A 17,366-nucleotide genomic window follows, 5' to 3' on the forward strand; every position below is an offset into this window, starting at 1 on the left:
GACCCGACAACAGGAGCGCGGCAGATGAGTCACAAGCCACCGAAGGACGTCCAAGAGGCTGCCCAGCGCGCGGTGCGATGGATCGACGACGGCAAGGCGGGTAAGGGGTTCACCGACACCGGCCGCCATCGGGCCCACCAGTTGGCCGACGGCAAGGACGTCGACGACGACCAGATCAAGAAGATGCGCAACTACTTCTCTCGCCACGAGGTGGACAAGAACGCGACCGGGTTCAACAACGGCGAGGACGGCTTCCCGTCAGCGGGACGCGTGGCCTGGGATGCGTGGGGCGGCGACCCGGGACGCCGGTGGGCGAATGCGCAGAAGATCGAGGGTGACTGACCGGGTGTGGAGGTCCGGCCGTGATGTCTAACGAGGCAACGCGAGCGCGCCCGCACCCAGGACCGCCGCCGCGGCGTTACGGCCGGGGATACCGCTGACCCCGCCGCCGCGGCGAGCGCCCGCGCCGCACAACAGAAGTCGCGGATGCGGGGTCTCCACGCCCCACTGGCCGACTTCCGACACGGTCTCGGCCCACGGCCATTGCAACGGCCGGTGGAAGATGTGCCCGCCGGGCAGTCCGACGGCGTCCTCGAGGTCCTGCGGGGTCTTCGCCTCGATGCACGGCCGGCCGTTCGCATCGTGCGCGATCACCGACTGGATCGGTTCCCCCAACACCGAATTCAGCGAGGCGAAGGTCGCGCCGACAGCGTGCTCGACGGCACCGGGTTCGTCGAACACCTCTGATGGCATGTGCATCCCGAAGAGCGTCAGCGTGTGTTTGCCTGCGAGCTCCGGGCCCAGGATCGACGGGTCGGTGAGCGTGTGGCAGTAGATCTCGCACGGCGGGACTTCCGGCACCTCACCACGATTTGCTTGCCGCCACGCGTCGTGCAGCTGGGTGGCGGTCTGGTTGATGTGAAAGGTCCCGGCGAAGGCCGACGCGGGCGGGGTTGACCCGTCGCGGAGTCGCGGTAGTCGGTCGAGCAGGAGGTTGATCTTGAGTTGCGACCCGCTGGCGTCTGGCTCGCAGGGGATCGGCGTCCCGTCGAGGAACGTATTGAACACCTGCGGCGCGCACGCGGCATAGATCATCGAACCGCGGAAGGTGCCGCTCGTCGTCTCGACGGTCCCGTCGCCGGGATCGACGCCGGTGATCTCGACGCCCGTTCTGATCTCGGCTCCCGCCGAGGTCGCCGCCTGGTAGAGCGCACCCGACACCGCGCCCATCCCGCCGACCGGGACGTCCCAGTCGTCGGTTCCGCCGCCGATCACGTGGTACAGGAAGCAGATGTTCTGGCGCAGGGACGGATCGTCGAGGTCGGCGAAGGTGCCGATGAGTCCGTCGGTGGCGGCGATCCCGCGGATCAGGTCGTCGTCGAAGTACTGACGGAGCAGCGTGCCCAGCGGCAGCGTGGTGAGCGCCTCCCACAGTTCGGCGGTCGACGTGTCGGTGGTGGACTTGTCTGGGCCGACGACGAGGTCGTGCATGTCGGCGGCGGTCCGCAACGGCTGGGTCATGGTCGGGAAGACGCGGTCGGCGACCACGCCGAGCCGACGGTAGAACGACTGCCACGCGGTGAAACCGAGGTCGGAGCCGGTCACCCGCCGGAACGACGCGGCCGTCGCATCGTCATCGAGGTTGTCGACGAGGATGCCGCGCGCCGGATCCGACGGCAGGGGCGTGTACGACGAATAGCGCCGTCGGATGAGTGTGACGTCGAGGTCGAGGTCGGTGATGATCTGGCTCGGCATCAGCGAGACCAGGTACGAGTACCGCGACAACCGCGCGGAGAGACCGGCGAACGGCGTCGCCGACACCGTGGCGCCGCCGACGTGGTCGGCCTTCTCGAGGACGAGCACACGCCGGCCGGCACGAGCGAGGTAGGCCGCAGCGGTCAGGCCGTTGTGTCCCGCGCCCACCACGATGTCGTCGTACGACGCGTCGTCTCCGGTGCTCATCGGTCAAGCGTTCCAGATCGACCGGCGGCGCAGGATGCGGTTGTCGACATATCCTGATGCGGTGGACATCCCCTCGGTCGAGCTCAGCAACGGCACCTCGATCCCCCTGGTGGGGCTCGGCACCTACAACATGCTCGGCCGGCCGGCTGTCAGCGCCGTCAGCTCGGCGATCAAGTCCGGATACCGCCTCCTCGACACCGCGCCCCGGTACAGCAATGAGCTGAGTGTCGGGATGGGGCTGCACGGCACCGGCGTCCCGCGCGAGGAGATCGTCGTGCAGACCAAGCTGAGCGGCGGCGACCAGGGTTTCGACGAGGCGATCAACGCCGCCAAGGAGAGCGCCCGCAGGCTCGGTGTCGCGCATATCGACGTCTACCTCATCCACTGGCCGTGCCCGAGCCTGGGCCGCACCGTCGACTCCTGGAAAGCGTTGCTCACGCTCGCCGACGAGGGATACGTCCGCACACCCGGCGTCTCGAACTTCAAACAGCACCACCTGCAGATGCTCTTCGACGAGACGGGACGCTGGCCGGTTCTGAATCAAATCCAGTGCTCTCCCTCACTGCCACGGACCGAATTGCGGGAGTTCATGTCCGACAAGGGTATTCATGCTCAGGCGTGGCATCCGACCGGCCGCAAGGAAGGCCTGCTCGCCGACCCGGTCATCCTCCGGATCGCGCGCAAGTACGGCAAGTCGCCGACGCAGATCGCGTTGCGCTGGTCGGTGCAGAACGGCATCAGCGTCGTCCCGAAGTCGTCGCACACCGGCCGTCAGGTGGAGAACGCCGACCTGTTCGACTTCGCTCTCGACCCCGCCGACCTGGCCGAACTCGCCACCCTCGACCGCGGTGAGCGCGCCGCCCGTGACTCCGACGTCGACGAGGAGTTCTGACCCTGCCCGTCGACTGGGCGTCCGCTTTCGTTGACCGTGCGTTCTCGGGTCAGCGGATCTTGAAGATGACCATCCGCTGGACGACGAAGTTGATGACCGTAGCGGTGCCTTGTGCGACGACGTACGCCGCAAAGCTGTACAGCAGCGTTTCCTGCCAGGCATGCGACAGAAGCGTGTAGATACCGACGTTGACGAAGTAGGTCACCACGTAGAGCGCGACGACCGACACGAACCGCGCCATGCTCGGTTCGGCTCGGAATGTCCATCGACGGTTCAGCAGGTACGCGACGGTGGTGCCAAGGATGAACCCGGCGGATTTCGCGGGCCAGAACGGGACGTCCAGACCGTATTGCAGGAGGATCGTCAGCCCGAAGTCCAGCAGCCCGGAGAACCCGCCGGTGATGACGAAGCGCACCAGCTGGGTCTTCAGACCGACGTTCGTCGACGCCTCTTCGTCGTCGAGGGGCAGCTCGATCGGCATCGGCGCATGGCGTGTGGCGAAGTCCTCGTGGCTCGGTTCGTCGTCATCGCGGACGTGGTCACCAGGGTCGGGTCGAGACACGCTGACACCCTAGCCGACGACGCCCTGGCAACCGTGCCGACGGGCGTGGCGGGGTTGCAACGCACAGTCGACGGGTCAGGCCCGCTGCGGGACCTCCGGCGGGATGGCCGCGAGCAACGCGCGGGTGTAGTCGGTCGCGGGGTCGTGGAGGATGGTCGACGCCGGTCCACTCTCCACGACCTTCCCGTCCTGCATCACCGCGACGGTGTCGCTGATCTGCTCGACGACGGCCAGGTCGTGCGCGATGAACAGGTACGTCAGCCCCTTCTGACGCTGGAGCTCGGCGAGCAGGTCGAGGACGCTGGCCTGCACCGACACGTCGAGCGACGCCGTCGACTCGTCCAGGATCAGGACCTCCGGGTCGGACGCCAGCGCGCGGGCGATGCTCACCCGCTGCCGCTGGCCGCCGGACATCTCGTGCGGATAGCGGTCGAGGTATGACGCGTCGAGGCTGACGTCGGCGAGCAACTCTTCGGCACGACTCCGCGTGCCGTCCCGGCCGTCGGTGAGGCCGTGCGTCCGCAGCGGTTCGGCGATCGACGCCGCCACCGTCATCCGCGGATCGAGCGAGGCGGCCGGGTCCTGGAACACCATGGCGACGCGGCGTCGGAGCAGGGCCTCGTCGGCACCGCGTGCCCCGATGGCCTCGACCCGCCGGCCGTCGAGGGTGACGGTCACGCTGCCCCGCACCGTCGTGCCCTGGGCGGACGTGATGAGGCCGGTGATGACGCCGGCCACGGTCGACTTCCCCGATCCCGATTCGCCGACGATCCCGAGCGTCCGGCCACGAGCGACCTGCAGGTCCACCCCGTCGGCGGCGTGCACCACCCGGCGCCCCGACGGGCCGCGGACCACATAGTCGACGCCCAGCCCCGTGACGCGGAGCAGTGGGTCGGCGTGGGTTCGCTTCTGAAGAGGCGACGCGCCATCACGTTCGGTGACCTTGCTCAACAGCGGACGTGAGTCCAGCAGTGTGCGGCTGTACTCGTCCTGCGGGTCGTCGAACAGCGTTGTGACGTCATTGCTCTCGACGATCCGGCCGGATCGAAGCACCATCACCCGGTCGGCGATCCGCCCGATGACGCCGAGGTCGTGGCTGATCCACACCACCGCCATACCGCGCTCGCGCTGGAGTTTCGCGACGAGGTCGATGATCTGTGCCTGCGTGGTCACGTCGAGTGCGGTGGTGGCCTCGTCGGCGATGAGGAGTTCCGGATCGCAGGCCAATGCGATCGCGATCATGACGCGCTGCCGTTGGCCGCCGGACAACTGATGCGGGTATGCGCGCAAACGGCTTTCGGGGTCGGGCAGGTTCACGTCGCGCAGCAGCGCCAGGGCCCGTTCGCGCGCCTCGCCCCGCGAGAGGCCGAGATGCCGGCGCGGGCCCTCGGTCAGTTGTTGTTCGACGGTGAGCAGGGGATTGAGGCTCGACGACGGGTCCTGGAAGACGAAGCCGACACGCGAACCGTGCAGAGCCCGCAGTTTCGCCGGTGTGGCGCCGACGATTTCGGTGTCGCCGAGGCGGGCCGACCCGCGGACGTACGCGCTGGGCGCGTCGAAGAGCCCGGTCGCCGACAACACGCTCAGTGACTTGCCCGATCCGCTCTCCCCGACGATACCGAGCGTCTCACCCGGCGCGACCGAGAAACTGATGCCGTGCACGATCTCTCGCGGACCGACACCGACGACGAGGTCGTCCACGCGCAGCACCGATCCGTCGGAGCTGACGTGTTTCGCGGTCGACGGTGTGGTCACCGTCGGCGACTTGCGTTCGTACCCACGGTTGCGCAGCAGCGTGCGCTGGCGCGGGTCGAGCACATCGCGTACGCCGTCGCCGACGAGGTTGAATGCGAAGACCGTCACGAGGATCGCCAGACCGGGGAACACACCCATCCACCAGGCGGTGGTGATGAACCCCTGTGCGTCGAAGAGCATCCGGCCCCACGACGGGTCCGGTGGCTGGACGCCCAGACCGAGGAACGACAGCGCCGCCTCCGACAGGATCGCGAACGCGAGCGAGATGGAGGTCTGGACGATGACCGGACCCGAGATGTTGGGCAGCACATGCCGCATGAGGATGGCCGATGTCCCCACACCCATGGTCCGCGATGCCTGGACGTACTGGGTCTGTCGCACACGCAGGGTGTCGGCGCGCGCCACCCGGGCGAAGATCGGTATGTAGACGACGCCGATCGCGATCATCGCCGAGGTGACTCCCGGTCCCAGGATGGCGACGATGGCGAGCGCGAGCAGCAGTACCGGGAAGGAGAAGACCACATCGACGATCCGCATGAGCGCGGTGTCGAGGACGCCACCGGCGAAACCGGCGACCATACCGAGGACCACGCCGACGGTGAGGGAGATCGCCACTGCGATGACCGCCACGCGCATGCTCACCGACGCGGCGAGCACCACCCGGGAGAAGACGTCGCGACCCAGGTCGTCGGTCCCGAAGAGGTGGGACCAGCTGGGCGCCTGCAGCGCATTCGGGACGTCGATCTCGTTGGCGCCGTACGGAGCGATGAGTGGACCGAACACCGCGCACACGAGGACGACCGCGATGATGATCAACCCGATCACCGAGGTGCGGTTGCGTAGCAGCAATCGCCAGGCCGAATCGGTCGAAGGAGCTCCGGCCGATTCGTCGTCGACTCCGGTACCGGGTTCCGGCGGGTCGGGAGAGGTGAGGGTCATGACAGCCGAATCCTGGGATCGATGACGGCGTAGAGGATGTCGACGACGAGGTTGACGACCAGGAAGATCACCGCGATGAGCAGGATCGCACCCTGTAGGACCGGGTAGTCGCGCGCGGCGACCGAGTCGTAGACCAGCAGACCCAGTCCGGGCCAGGCGAACACGACCTCCACGACGATGACACCACCGAGCAGACCTGCGAACTGGATACCGGAGATGGTCAGCACGGGTACGAGCGCGTTGCGTCCGACGTGATCGAGGAGAACACGCTTGGTGCTCAGCCCTTTTGATTCGGCCGTCGTCACGAACGGTGCGTTCACCACGTCGAGCACCGACGAGCGCACGTAGCGCGTCATGATCGCCCCGGTCACCACCCCGACCGTGATCGCCGGCAGCACGAGGTGTTCGAGCCAACCGAGTGGGTCGTCGGCGAAGGGTTGGTACCCGGCCGATGGTAACCAGCCGAGCGCGGTGGAGAAGAGACCGATCAGCAGGATGCCCATCCAGAAGTCGGGCACGGAGATCCCGAACTGGCTCACCACGCGAATGACGTTGTCGGCCAACCGACCTTCCCGCAGTGCCGCCCAGAAACCGAGAGGGACGGCGATGAGCAATGCGACGACGATCGCCGCGGTCGCGAGTGTGATGGTGGCGGGAAGCCGATCGAAGAGCATCGTCGTGACCGGTTCGCTGTTGCGGAAGCTGACGCCCAGGTCGCCGGTGAAGGCACTGCCGACATAGTTCACCAGCTGTGATGCGAGCGGCTGGTCGAGTCCGGAGGCGCTGCGCAGCGCCTCATACGATTCCGGGGTGTAGCGGGTGCCGAGTGCGATGCGGACGGGATCACCGGGCACGACCTGCATCAGGAAGAACACCGCGACGATCACGCCGAGCAACACCGCGACCGTGTAGAGCAGCCGCACGATGATGAAGCGCGCCAGCGGCGAGTGCAATGCGGTCATCTCAGCTCCTCTCCAGCCGGGCATCGCGGAACCGGATGGCCTTGTCGGGTCGGACGACATATCCCCGGAGCTGCGTCACAAAAGCCTGGGTCGACGACGGGTTGTAGAGGTAGAGGTAGCTCACGTCGTCGGCGATGATGCTCGCGGCCTCGGCGTAGATCCGCTTGCGGGCCTCGACGTCGAGTTCGGTTCGGCCCCGGTCCAACAGCGCGTCGACCTCGGGGTTCGAGTACTTCTGCGAGTTCGACGTGCCCTCGGAATGGTGTTGGGCGTAGTAGAAGTCGTCCGGGTCGATGTTGCCCAGCCAGCCCAGTAGCAGGGCGTCGAAGTCGCCGGCGGCCTGGCGATCGAGCCATGCGCCGAAGTCGAGTTGTTCGATCCGCACGTCGATCCCGACGTCGGCGAGGTTCGACGCGATCACCTGCGCCGCCGTCACCGTCTCGGGATACTCGGTGGTCACCATCAGGCGCATGTCGAGTCCGCGGATGCCGGCCTGCCGGAGCAGGTCTCTGGCGTTCGCGACGGCGGCGGCGCGGTCGAGTCCGGCGGTATAGCGGTCGTAGGGTGCGAACCAGGGACTGGTCGAGGGGATCGCGAGCTCGTTGGGCGTCGCGGTCCCGTATCCGACGACCTGGGCGATCGAGTCCCGGTCGATCGCATACGCGACCGCCTGGCGGACCCGGGTGTCGTCGAACGGTGGGGCGTCGAAGTTCATCGTGACGTACCAGTAGTCGTTGGCGACCACGGTCCCGACATCGAGTGTGTCGTCGCGGCGCAGGATGCTGAGCTGCTGGGCGGGAATGGCGTCGGTCCAATCGATCTCACCCGACCGTAGTGCGGACACCGCGGTGGTGCCCTGTGAGATGAAGCTGTAGCGGACCCCGTCGACGGCGGGTGCCCCACCCCAGTAGTCGGGATTCGACGCCAACACGATGGATGCGCCCGGCGACCGGGAGACGAACGAGAACGGCCCGGTGCCGATCGGCCTGGTCGTGATCTCACCGGATTCGACGTTGCGGCGGTTGACGATGGCCAGTCCCTTGAACCCGCCGATGCTCGTCAGCAGATTGGGGGTCGGCGCGCTGACGGTGAACCGGACCCGACGGTCGTCGAGGGCGGTGATCGACGCGATGGCCTCGAGTTTGTATGCGTTGGACAGTTCTTCGTCGATGATCCGACGGAAGGAGTATTCGACATCGGCTGCGGTCAGCGGGTCGCCGTTGTGGAACGTGACCCCGTCGCGCAGCGTGAACGTCCATTGCAGGCCGTCGGGGCTGACCTCCCAGCTCTCGGCCAGTGCCGGCCGCATCTGGAGTTGCTCGTCGGGTTCGACGAGGGTGTCGAAGACGTTCTCGAGTACTTCGAAGGTGAAGTAGGAGCTGGACTTCTGCGGGTCGAGCTGGTCGGGTTCACCGGCGATGGCGGCCTTGATGGTGTTGACGGTGTCCGACGACCCGCCACCGCATGCGGCCAGCACGGACGTGCCCAGCAAGGCGGTTCCGGCGACACCGGCGACGCGAAGGAACCCGCGGCGATCGAGAACGTCGGGTCTGCGCGGCGGAAGCTGCTCGCGCACAGATGAATACACCGACCCGCTCGGCGAATCGGTCATCACTGTCCTCCCGCCCGGCGAGTGTTCGCCTCGGAGTCTCACCGCACGTCGGACGCGCCACGGCATGCGTGGGGCGCCCCGCTGTGCAGTGTGCCCCAGCGGTACAGGTGGTGCAACCGTGCCATACCCCAGGGCAGGGCGGAGAATACCGGGAGAGGCAGGACGATCAGCCGTTGACCTTGGCGATCACGTTGTCGGCGTACCAGTTCAGATGGTCGATCTTGGTCTGCAGCGGCTCGGTGTCGTCGCCCATGACATACGGCAGCCGGAAACCGACGATCACGTCGGTGATCCCCTTGTCTTCCAGCCGCTTACATCCGTCGACGGTGTAGGCGTCCATGGAGATCACGTGGATCTCGAACGGATCGTTGGTCTTTCCCTCGGCCATGCGGATCTCGTTGATCCGGTCCAGCAGCGTCTCGAGCTCCTCGGGCGGACCGCCACCGTGCATCCAACCGTCGCCGCGGATGACCGCACGACGCAGCGCGGCGTCGGCGTGGCCGCCCACGAGTAGCGGGATCGGTTCGGTGGGCGCGGGCGTCATCTTGATCTTGGGGATGTCGTAGAACTCGCCGTGGAACTCGAAGTACTCGCCGGTGGTCAGGCCGCGGATGATGTCCATGCACTCGTCCATCCGCTTGCCGCGGCGCTTGAAGTCCACGCCCATGAAGTCGTAGTCCTCGGGCCACGGACTCGTGCCGACGCCCATCGCGAAGCGGTTGTTCGTCAGGTACGCCACCGAGCTGGCCTGCTTGGCGACCAGCGCGGGCGGGCGGACCGGCAGCTTCACCACGAACGGGGTGAAGCGGATGGTCGAGGTGACCGCGCCGAGCGCCGCGGCCTGGATGAAGGTCTCGATGAACGCCTTGCCGTCGAGGAACTCGCGATTGCCGTCGGGGGTGTACGGATACTTCGCGTCCGATTCCTCCGGATAGGCCAGCGAGTCGGGAATGGTGAAGCCGGCGTACCCCGCGGCTTCGGCGGCCTGCGCGAGCGGCGCGTAGTACGACGGATCGGTCATGGCCTCGGCATACGTGAACCGCATCATGCTCCTCGGGACGGCAGTGAAACTCCGTCCACAGTAGAACACGTTCTAGTTATTCGACATGGACTTCGTCATCGTCGCAGGTCTCCAGCGCGCAGGGGGATGGCAATTGTCGGCTGGTGGCGCCCAGGGTCAGCGAAGCCCTGCGAGGGGATTGTCCGTAGTCGCGCCGGGGCCCGGGTGTACCCGTAGTTCGCCGGTGCCGATTCGCTCGCCGCATGCCGAGCACGTCGGCTCGACCGTCATCGTCTGGCCGCAGGAGTGCGTCGACACCACTGGTGCGCCGTCCTCGGCGGTCCACCGGTCACCCCACTGACGTAACGCGGCCAGAACCGTCCAGAGGTCCCGGCCCTTCTCGGTGAGGCGGTAGTCGTAGCGCACCGGGTTGTCCTGATACGGCTCCTTCGCCAGGATCTCGTGTTCGACGAGGGTGTCCAGTCGCTGGGTCAACACGTTGCGCGCGATGCCGAGCCGCGACGAGAACTCGTCGAATCGCGTCACGCCGAACATCGCGTCCCGGACGATCAGCAGCGTCCACCATTCGCCGACGATCTCCAGTGTTTGGGCGATCGAGCAGTTCATCTCGGCGAATGAGGCGCGGCGCATAGGATCGAGAGTAGTGGGTTGCGTGACGCAACTCAACCTGCTTGCATGAGTTGCGTGAAGCAACTCACCAGGCAACAAGCCATTGACGGATTGTTGGACAGTTTCGGATCGACCCCGACCGGAGACGGTCGATGGTCGGCGACCATCGACCGTTCCTGGTGGGGATGGTCGGGCCCGCACGGTGGTGCCATCGCGGCGCTGGCCGTCCGGGTCGGCGCCGATGCAGCGCCGGGTACGACGGTGCGCGCTCTCGATCTGCGATTCGTCGGCAAGCCCGACGGCGGGGAGTTGCTCCTGACGCCGACGGTCCGGGAGGTCGGTCGGCACACGAGGGTCGTCGACGTCACGGTCACCCAGGCGGGTGTCGACATCGCGTCGGCATCAGTCACGACCGGGCGGGTCGGGGAATCCGCACCCACCGATGTCATCGACCGGGTCGCGGGCGTTCCCGGCCCGGAAGGGCTCGACCCCTTCATGATTCCCCCGGAGATCGTGCCGATGGGCTGGCAGCTCGATGTGCGACCGGTCGACGGTCCGCTCGCGCTCACCGGAGCCGACGAGGCCTGGATGCGGGCATGGATCACCACCCGAACCCCGATGGCCGTCGACGCCGCCTACCTGGCCCTGCTGGCGGACTGCCTACCGCCCGCCGTCTTCCCGACTCTGACCGCGCCGCTCGCACTTCCGACGGTGGCATTCTCCATGCATGTGACGGCGCCGCTGGACGACGCCACTCCGGCGCCGATCCTCGTCCATACGCGTAACACCTCGACGTCCGGCGGCTGGTCGGTCGACGACACCACGCTGCGCGACCGCGGCGGCCGGCTCCTCGCCTCCGCGCGCCAGAGTCGCCGGGTTCTCGGATGGCCGGTCCGATGACGGTCACTCGAAGCGGCCCGGCGACGCCGGCGCCGACTGTCGCGCGGCCCAACCTTGTCCTGCTCATCCTGTCTGGGGCGGCGTTCATGGCCAGCCTCGACGTGTTCATCGTCAACGTCGCCTTCGACGACATCGGTGCCGACTTCACCGGTGCGACCCTGTCCCAGATGTCCTGGATCCTCAACGCATACGCCATCCTGTATGCGGCGCTCCTTGTTCCGGCGGGCCGGATCGTCGATCGGTACGGCCGCAAGGGCGGCTTCCTGCTCGGTCTCGCGATCTTCACCGCGGCGAGTGCCGCATGTGCCGCGGCGCAGGGCGTCTGGTGGCTGGTGGCATTCCGTGCACTGCAGGCGCAAGGTGCAGCGATTCTGACGCCGGCGAGTCTGGGTCTGGTCGTGGCGACGTTGCCGCCGGAACGTCGGGCCCGGTCGGTGCGCATCTGGGCGGCCACCGGCGCCTTGGCCGCGGCCTTCGGGCCGGCGGTCGGCGGTCTTCTCGTCGAGGCGTCGTGGCGCTGGGTGTTCCTGGTCAACGTGCCCGTCGGTGTGGCGGCGATCGTCGCCGGGGCGATCGTACTGTCCCGCCCCCAAAACGTCTCGGCCAGTGGCTTTCCCGACGCGTTGGGCGCGCTTCTCCTGGTCGTCTCGGTGGGGGCCTTGACACTCGGTCTGGTCCAGGGGAGTGAGTGGGGTTGGACGGACGCGCGGATCACCGGTGCGTGGATCGTCGCCGGGGCAGGGCTCGTCGGCTTCGTCCTCAGTTCGGCGCGTCATCCCGAACCGGTGATCTCGCCTGCACTGCTGCGGATCCGGGCCTTCTCGGTCGCGAACGTGACGATGCTGCTGTTCTCCATCCCGTTCGCCGGCGCACTTCTCGCGAACATCCTGTGGTTGCAGCAGGTCTGGGATTTCTCGCCGATCGTGACGGGTCTCGCGGTGTCAACCGGACCGCTGATGGTCCCGATCTTCGCGGCCGTGTCGCATCGCCTCAGTGCGCGGGTCCCGGTGGGGCGACTCGTCGCCTTCGGTTGTGTGCTCTTCGGTCTCGGGTCGGCCCTCATCGCCCTGTCGGTCGACGCCACACCGGATTTCGCCACCGAGTTCCTGCCTGGCTGGCTGATCGGCGGTGTCGGAGTGGGCTTCGCGTTGCCGTCGATCCTCTCCTCGGCGACCGCCGACCTCCCCGCAGATCAGGCCGCCACCGGAAGCGCGGTGGTCAACATGAGTCGTCAGATCGGCATGTCGCTGGGTGTCAGCTTGCTGGTCGCGATCATCGGCACCTCGGCGGTGTACGCCGATGTGCACAACTCGTTCCTGACCGCCTGGTGGGTACTCGCGGGAATCGCTGCGCTGGGCGCGATCTCGGCGTTGGGGATGACCCCGCGCGCGGTGCTGAATTCCGCTGCCTGAGGTGTGAGGACCCATTGCTCCCTGAGGTGTGAGGAGCGCAAGCCGCCGGGCCGAGCAAGCGACGAAGGAGCGCGTCGAGGTCGACGAGCCTCGAAGGGCATGGTGACGTGCCTTGTGAAACCCTTCGTGGCTCGCTTCGCTCGCAGCTCAGGGAGCAGTGAAGGATCAACACCTCAGGGCCGCGTGAACCGCTCTCGGCGACCGAGGCCGCGAAGACGCACCCACTCGGCGAAGCCCTTCGGATCACGTTGCTGCACAAGGAAGAACCAGCCGAACCGGGCGTACTCCTGGGGCAGCAGCCTGCGGAGTCCGGGCTGGCTCATCAGGTAGCCGCGGTTGCGGTAGGTGAAGAACCGCTTGGTGTCGTTGTCGGGGTACTGGGTGTGCATGCGACCGCCCAGGATCGGTCGGAATTCCGCCGAGCCGTCGGGGTGGAGGTATCCCGCGCGCAGGCAGGTGCCGAACCGCACGCCCGAGCGGACCAGCCGACGGTGCACCTCCACCTCGTCGCCGCGGAAGAACAGCCGCAGGTCCGGCACGCCCACCTGTTCGAGGCACCGTGCAGAGAACAGAGCGCCGTTGAACAGCGACGCGATGCCGGGCAGCAGATCGTCGTCCTGGGTCTCACCGTCGGCAAAGAGTTCCGACCGCTTCCGTCGCCACACGAGTCCGCGTCGCAGCGGGAAGGCGAGGGTGTCCGGGTCGTCGAGGTTGGCGACCACCGGTGACACCTCGTCGAGGTCGTGCCGTGCGGCGCAGTCGAGCAGCGTCGAGAGGACCGCCGGACCGTCGGGTCGGCCGTCGTCGTCGGCGCACCAGACCCAGTCGGCGCCGAGGGCGAGCGCATGCAGCATGCCCAGCGCGAATCCGCCGGCACCGCCGAGGTTTCGTCTCGACCCGAGGTAGGTCGTCGGAACGGGCTGCGCCGCAACGAGTTCGGCGACTTCGGGTTCGTCCGCGTTGTCGACGACGATCAGATGGTCGACGGGCCGGTCCTGGCCCGACACCACGGCCAGCGACTCGGCGAGCAGCTCCACGCGACGGTGCGTGACCACGACCGCGATGACCTTCGGAGCGACGGCGCCGTCGGTCACTCCGGAGTCCCCTTCTTGTCCGCCTTCTCCAGGTCGGCGATCACCCGGCGGACGTGTGCCGCGGCGTCGGGGCCCTCATAGGCTTCGACGACCTCTTCGATGCCGCCTTCCATGCGGACCTGTCCGTGGTCGATCCACAGGGCGCGGTCGCACAGCTGGGCCAGGAACTCGTTGGAATGGCTGGCGAACACCAGGATTCCCGACCGCTCAACGAGCGCCTGGAGCCGACCCCGCGCCTTGCGCATGAAGTCGGCGTCGACGGCGCCGATGCCCTCGTCGAGGATGAGGATCTCCGGGTCGATGGAGGTCACCACGCCGAGTGCGATGCGCACCCGCATACCGGTGGAGTAGGTTCGCAGCGGCATCTGCAGGTAGTCGCCGAGCTCGGTGAACTCCGCGATGTCGTCGATCTTCTTGAGCATCTCCTTGCGCGTCATGCCCAGGAACATGCCGCGGATGATGATGTTCTCGTAGCCGGAGATCTCCGGGTCCATGCCGACGCCGAGGTCGAAGACGGGGGCGACCCGGCCGTGCACCCGGCAGGCGCCGCGCGTGGGTTCGTAGATGCCCGAAAGCAGACGCAGCAGCGTCGACTTGCCGGCGCCGTTGTGGCCGACCAGCCCGATCCGGTCGCCGTGCTTGAGGTGCAGGTTGATGTCCTTGAGCGCCTCGACGACCACCACGTTCGACTCGGTGGAGCCGATGACGCCGCCCGCCGCGCCGATGACCGACTTCTTCAGCGACCGGGTCTTGGCGTCGAAGATCGGGAAGTCCACACACGCGTCCCACGTGTCCACGCGGACGCGGGTGTCTCCGAGATCGTTGTTCCTGGCCATCGAATCCGTCCCTACACCCAGTACGCCACGCGGGCCCGGTAGTTGCGCAACACCAGCATGGCCAGCACCCAGCCCACGGCGGTGCAGCCCAGGACGACGGCCCAGTGGTAGAACTCGACCGGCTCGCCCAGCAGCGGTCCGCGCGCTATTTCCAGATAATGGAACATCGGGTTCAGCTCGACGAGCTTCAACCTCGACGACGCCTCGCCGGTCGCGTTCCCGAGGCTCTGCGTCGTCCAGATGATCGGCGTCATGAAGAAGACCAGCTGCACCGCGGTGGTGAGGAGCTGGCCGATGTCGCGGAATCGGGTCGACAGGATGCCGAACACGATCGTCACCCAGATCGAATTGACCACATACAGCGCGAGGGCCGGGACGATCAGCGTGACGGTCCAGTTGAGCGGCGGCGGGAAGATCAGGAACAGGATGACGATGATGACGACGTTGTGCGCGAAGATGATCAACGCGCGCCACACCACGCGGTAGACGTGCACGCTCACGGGAGCCGGAAGCTGTTTGATCAGGCCCTCGTTCTTCGAGAACACCTCGGATCCCTCGAGGATCGAGCTCGAGATGAAGTTCCAGAAGATGAAGCCAAGCGCGACGTATGGCAGGAACACCCTGATGTCCATGCCGAAGAGCTCGCCATAGAGCAGACCCATCGCGATCGCGGTGACACCGGTCGCGATCACGATCCACAGCGGTCCCAGGACCGAACGTCGGTAGCGCTGCTTGATGTCCTGCCAGCCGAGGTGGAACCACAGTTCGCGGCTCGCGAAACCGTCGCGGAGGTCCTTGACCGCGCGCGCGAAGCTGCGCGAATCAGAGCCCTGGGGACGCGCGGGGATCGCGTCGTCGTCTACTACCGCTGACACGAGGAGTCAGCGTACCCCTCGGCCCATCCGCTGCCCGCTGCCGGTTGAGCGGGTGACCCTCAGCCGGTTGAGCCGGTGTGGCGACCTAGAGGTACTGCCCCGTGCTGTGGCCGGGTCCGCCGGCGCCGCCGGGGGTGGGCATGCCGGGCGGAAGCGCGCCCTGACGCATCTGTTCGAGCTGGGCGCGGGCGGCCATCTGCTGGGCGAACAGTGCGGTCTGGATGCCGTGGAAGAGTCCCTCGAGCCAGCCCACGAGCTGGGCTTGGGCGATGCGGAGCTCGGCGTCCGACGGGGTGCCCTCGTCGGAGAAGGGGAGCGCGAGACGTTCGAGTTCTTCGCGCAGCTCGGGCGCGAGCCCCTCTTCGAGTTCACGCACCGACGATTGGTGGATCTCACGCAGGCGATTGCGCGACGCGTCGTCGAGAGGAGCCGCACGCACCTCTTCGAGCAGCTGCTTGATCATCGTGCCGATGCGCATGACCTTGGCGGGTTGCTCGACCATGTCGGCGACGCTGGTCGATTCCGACGACTCGCCGTCCGTCTGCCCATCCGTGCCCGCGCCGACGACGATCACGTTGTCGGAGTCGCCGGCCGAGCCGAACGGTCCTGAGGTGGGGCCGGGTCCTGGAGTGCCTTCGATAGCCATGCGTCCCATTGTGCCCGGACACCGCGAAACGGCAGATGGCCGACGTCTATCCTCGTGCCCATGGCTTTCGACGTCGCCTACGTGCGTGGATTGATTCCATCGCTCGGCGACGGCTGGATCCACCTCGACCCGCAGGCGGGGATGCAGATCCCCGATTCGGTCGCGACCGCTGTGACCACCAGTTTCCGCTCTCTGTCCGCCGCCCCGGGCGGGGTCTACCCGTCGGCTCGCGCGAGCGCGGAGGTGGTCGACGGTGCCCGGCGCGCGATCGCCGATGTCGTCGGCGGAGACGCCGCGGGTGTGGTGCTCGGACCGTCGCGGTACGTGCTGCTGGCCGGTCTGGCGGAGGCCCTCGCGCCGCATGCGTGGCTGCGGGGTGACGTCGTCGTCACGCGTCAGGATGACGAGCCGAACATCGTGCCGTGGCTGCGCGCGGCGGATCGTTACGGCGGCCGGGTTCGCTGGGCCGAGGTCGACGTCGAGACCGGCGGACTACCGGCCTGGCAGTTCGGCGATCTCGTCACGCCCGATACGGAGGTCGTCGCGGTGACCCTCGCGTCGTCCACGACGGGAGCCGTCACCGACATCAGCGAGATCGCGCCGCTGGTCCGCGAAGCCGGCGCGCTTCTGGTCGTCGACGCCACCAACGCGGCGCCGTACATCAGCCTGGACATCCACGACCTGGGTGCCGACGTCCTCGTCGTCTCGGCCGAGCGGTGGGGTGGTCCGCGCATGGCGGCCATGGCCTTCCGCGAACCCCACCTGATCGACCGGCTGAAGCTGATGTCGATGGACCCGTCCGCGCGCGGGCCCGCCCGGCTCGAACCCGAACCGCATCAGGGCGCGATGCTCGCCGGGGTGGTCGCGTCGGTGGAACACCTCGCCGGACTCGACGAGGCCGGGATCGGCAAGCGTCGGCGGCGTCTCGTCACGTCGATGGACGGTGTCTACGAGTATCTGCAGCGCCTCAACTATTACCTGGTCACGACACTGTCCCAGCTCAACCATGTGAACCTCGTGGGGACCGAGGAGAACCGGATACCGCTGGCGAGCTTCACCGTGGAGTCGGTGGGTGCCGACAAGGTCGTCCGGCGTCTGGCCGACAACGGTGTCTGCGCACTCGCCGACCTTCCCAACCGCGCACTCGCACGGATGGGCGCACCCGACTTCGGCGGTGCCGTCACGGTCGGGCTGGCCCCGTACTCGACGCCGTACGAGGTCGATCACCTGGTGCGAACGCTGGGTTCATTGGCCTGAAGTGCCCGGCAACCTTCCGAAATTCACTATGG

Annotated in this window: 16 protein-coding genes; 5 read left to right on the forward strand and 11 right to left on the reverse strand. The window is 67.4% G+C overall.

The window, feature by feature from the left end; translation table 11 throughout:
* Positions 1 to 24 precede the first annotated feature (24 nt).
* Positions 25 to 342, forward strand: coding sequence for a hypothetical protein (locus LEL84_RS16030; protein ID WP_078111854.1), 318 nt, complete (start codon positions 25 to 27; stop codon positions 340 to 342).
* 27 nt (positions 343 to 369) lie between these two features.
* Here the strand turns inward: LEL84_RS16030 and LEL84_RS16035 are convergent, their stop codons facing one another.
* Positions 370 to 1,962 (reverse strand): phytoene desaturase family protein, encoded by a 1,593-nt coding sequence (locus LEL84_RS16035; protein WP_226512125.1) that lies wholly within the window; start codon positions 1,960 to 1,962, stop codon positions 370 to 372.
* A 61-nt stretch (positions 1,963 to 2,023) separates the two neighbouring features.
* Here LEL84_RS16035 and LEL84_RS16040 point away from each other — a divergent pair, with 61 nt between their 5' ends.
* Positions 2,024 to 2,854 (forward strand): aldo/keto reductase, encoded by an 831-nt coding sequence (locus LEL84_RS16040; protein WP_159369843.1) that lies wholly within the window; start codon positions 2,024 to 2,026, stop codon positions 2,852 to 2,854.
* Positions 2,855 to 2,903: 49 nt separating this feature from the next.
* Here LEL84_RS16040 and LEL84_RS16045 read toward each other — a convergent pair whose 3' ends face one another.
* The 6 genes from LEL84_RS16045 to LEL84_RS16070 form a co-directional block, all read right to left on the reverse strand.
* A complete protein-coding gene (locus tag LEL84_RS16045; protein WP_078111851.1) occupies positions 2,904 to 3,416 on the reverse strand; it encodes a GtrA family protein in 513 nt (170 codons plus the stop codon).
* Between the two features lie 75 nt (positions 3,417 to 3,491).
* Positions 3,492 to 6,110: a dipeptide ABC transporter ATP-binding protein gene (locus tag LEL84_RS16050; protein WP_226512126.1), complete on the reverse strand. Its 2,619-nt coding sequence runs from the start codon at positions 6,108 to 6,110 to the stop codon at positions 3,492 to 3,494.
* Entirely contained in the window at positions 6,107 to 7,072 is a 966-nt protein-coding gene (locus LEL84_RS16055; RefSeq protein WP_159369845.1) for an ABC transporter permease, read from the reverse strand. Before LEL84_RS16055 ends, LEL84_RS16050 begins: the two co-directional genes overlap by 4 nt.
* A gap of 1 nt (position 7,073) precedes the next feature.
* Positions 7,074 to 8,684 (reverse strand): ABC transporter substrate-binding protein, encoded by a 1,611-nt coding sequence (locus tag LEL84_RS16060; RefSeq protein WP_226512127.1) that lies wholly within the window; start codon positions 8,682 to 8,684, stop codon positions 7,074 to 7,076.
* 166 nt (positions 8,685 to 8,850) lie between these two features.
* The gene (locus LEL84_RS16065) at positions 8,851 to 9,729 is read right to left on the reverse strand and encodes a TIGR03619 family F420-dependent LLM class oxidoreductase (protein WP_065631365.1); all 879 of its coding nucleotides are present in this window, start codon (positions 9,727 to 9,729) and stop codon (positions 8,851 to 8,853) included.
* Between the two features lie 132 nt (positions 9,730 to 9,861).
* Positions 9,862 to 10,335: a winged helix-turn-helix transcriptional regulator gene (locus LEL84_RS16070; protein WP_065631230.1), complete on the reverse strand. Its 474-nt coding sequence runs from the start codon at positions 10,333 to 10,335 to the stop codon at positions 9,862 to 9,864.
* A 54-nt stretch (positions 10,336 to 10,389) separates the two neighbouring features.
* On the opposite strand from LEL84_RS16070, the gene LEL84_RS16075 reads away from it, so the two are divergent.
* Together LEL84_RS16075 and LEL84_RS16080 are read left to right on the forward strand one after the other, a co-directional pair.
* Positions 10,390 to 11,214 carry an acyl-CoA thioesterase gene (locus tag LEL84_RS16075; protein WP_226514334.1) on the forward strand — a complete coding sequence of 275 codons (825 nt, stop codon included), beginning with the start codon at positions 10,390 to 10,392 and terminating at the stop codon, positions 11,212 to 11,214.
* Complete coding sequence (locus tag LEL84_RS16080) at positions 11,199 to 12,626, forward strand: DHA2 family efflux MFS transporter permease subunit (protein WP_226512128.1); 1,428 nt, start codon at positions 11,199 to 11,201, stop codon at positions 12,624 to 12,626. The genes LEL84_RS16075 and LEL84_RS16080 overlap by 16 nt, the downstream gene beginning before the upstream one ends.
* A 173-nt stretch (positions 12,627 to 12,799) precedes the next feature.
* Here the strand turns inward: LEL84_RS16080 and LEL84_RS16085 are convergent, their stop codons facing one another.
* The 4 genes from LEL84_RS16085 to LEL84_RS16100 all read right to left on the reverse strand — a co-directional run bounded on the left by LEL84_RS16085 (position 12,800) and on the right by LEL84_RS16100 (position 16,077).
* The gene (locus LEL84_RS16085) at positions 12,800 to 13,720 is read right to left on the reverse strand and encodes a glycosyltransferase (RefSeq protein WP_205333287.1); all 921 of its coding nucleotides are present in this window, start codon (positions 13,718 to 13,720) and stop codon (positions 12,800 to 12,802) included.
* Positions 13,717 to 14,556, reverse strand: a complete 840-nt coding sequence (locus tag LEL84_RS16090) for an ABC transporter ATP-binding protein (RefSeq protein ID WP_137810774.1) — start codon at positions 14,554 to 14,556, stop codon at positions 13,717 to 13,719. Before LEL84_RS16090 ends, LEL84_RS16085 begins: the two co-directional genes overlap by 4 nt.
* A gap of 11 nt (positions 14,557 to 14,567) precedes the next feature.
* A complete protein-coding gene (locus tag LEL84_RS16095; protein ID WP_065631226.1) occupies positions 14,568 to 15,431 on the reverse strand; it encodes an ABC transporter permease in 864 nt (287 codons plus the stop codon).
* 85 nt (positions 15,432 to 15,516) lie between these two features.
* On the reverse strand, positions 15,517 to 16,077 hold the full coding sequence (locus tag LEL84_RS16100; RefSeq protein WP_068971149.1) for a bacterial proteasome activator family protein: 561 nt from the start codon (positions 16,075 to 16,077) through the stop codon (positions 15,517 to 15,519).
* Positions 16,078 to 16,137: 60 nt separating this feature from the next.
* Between LEL84_RS16100 and LEL84_RS16105 the strand changes: the two genes are divergently transcribed.
* Positions 16,138 to 17,334, forward strand: coding sequence for a cysteine desulfurase-like protein (locus LEL84_RS16105; RefSeq protein WP_068971147.1), 1,197 nt, complete (start codon positions 16,138 to 16,140; stop codon positions 17,332 to 17,334).
* Positions 17,335 to 17,366: the final 32 nt, after the last annotated feature.

Origin of the sequence: Gordonia sp. WA4-43, from assembly GCF_020520305.1 — a bacterium.
Classification (GTDB): domain Bacteria; phylum Actinomycetota; class Actinomycetes; order Mycobacteriales; family Mycobacteriaceae; genus Gordonia; species Gordonia hongkongensis.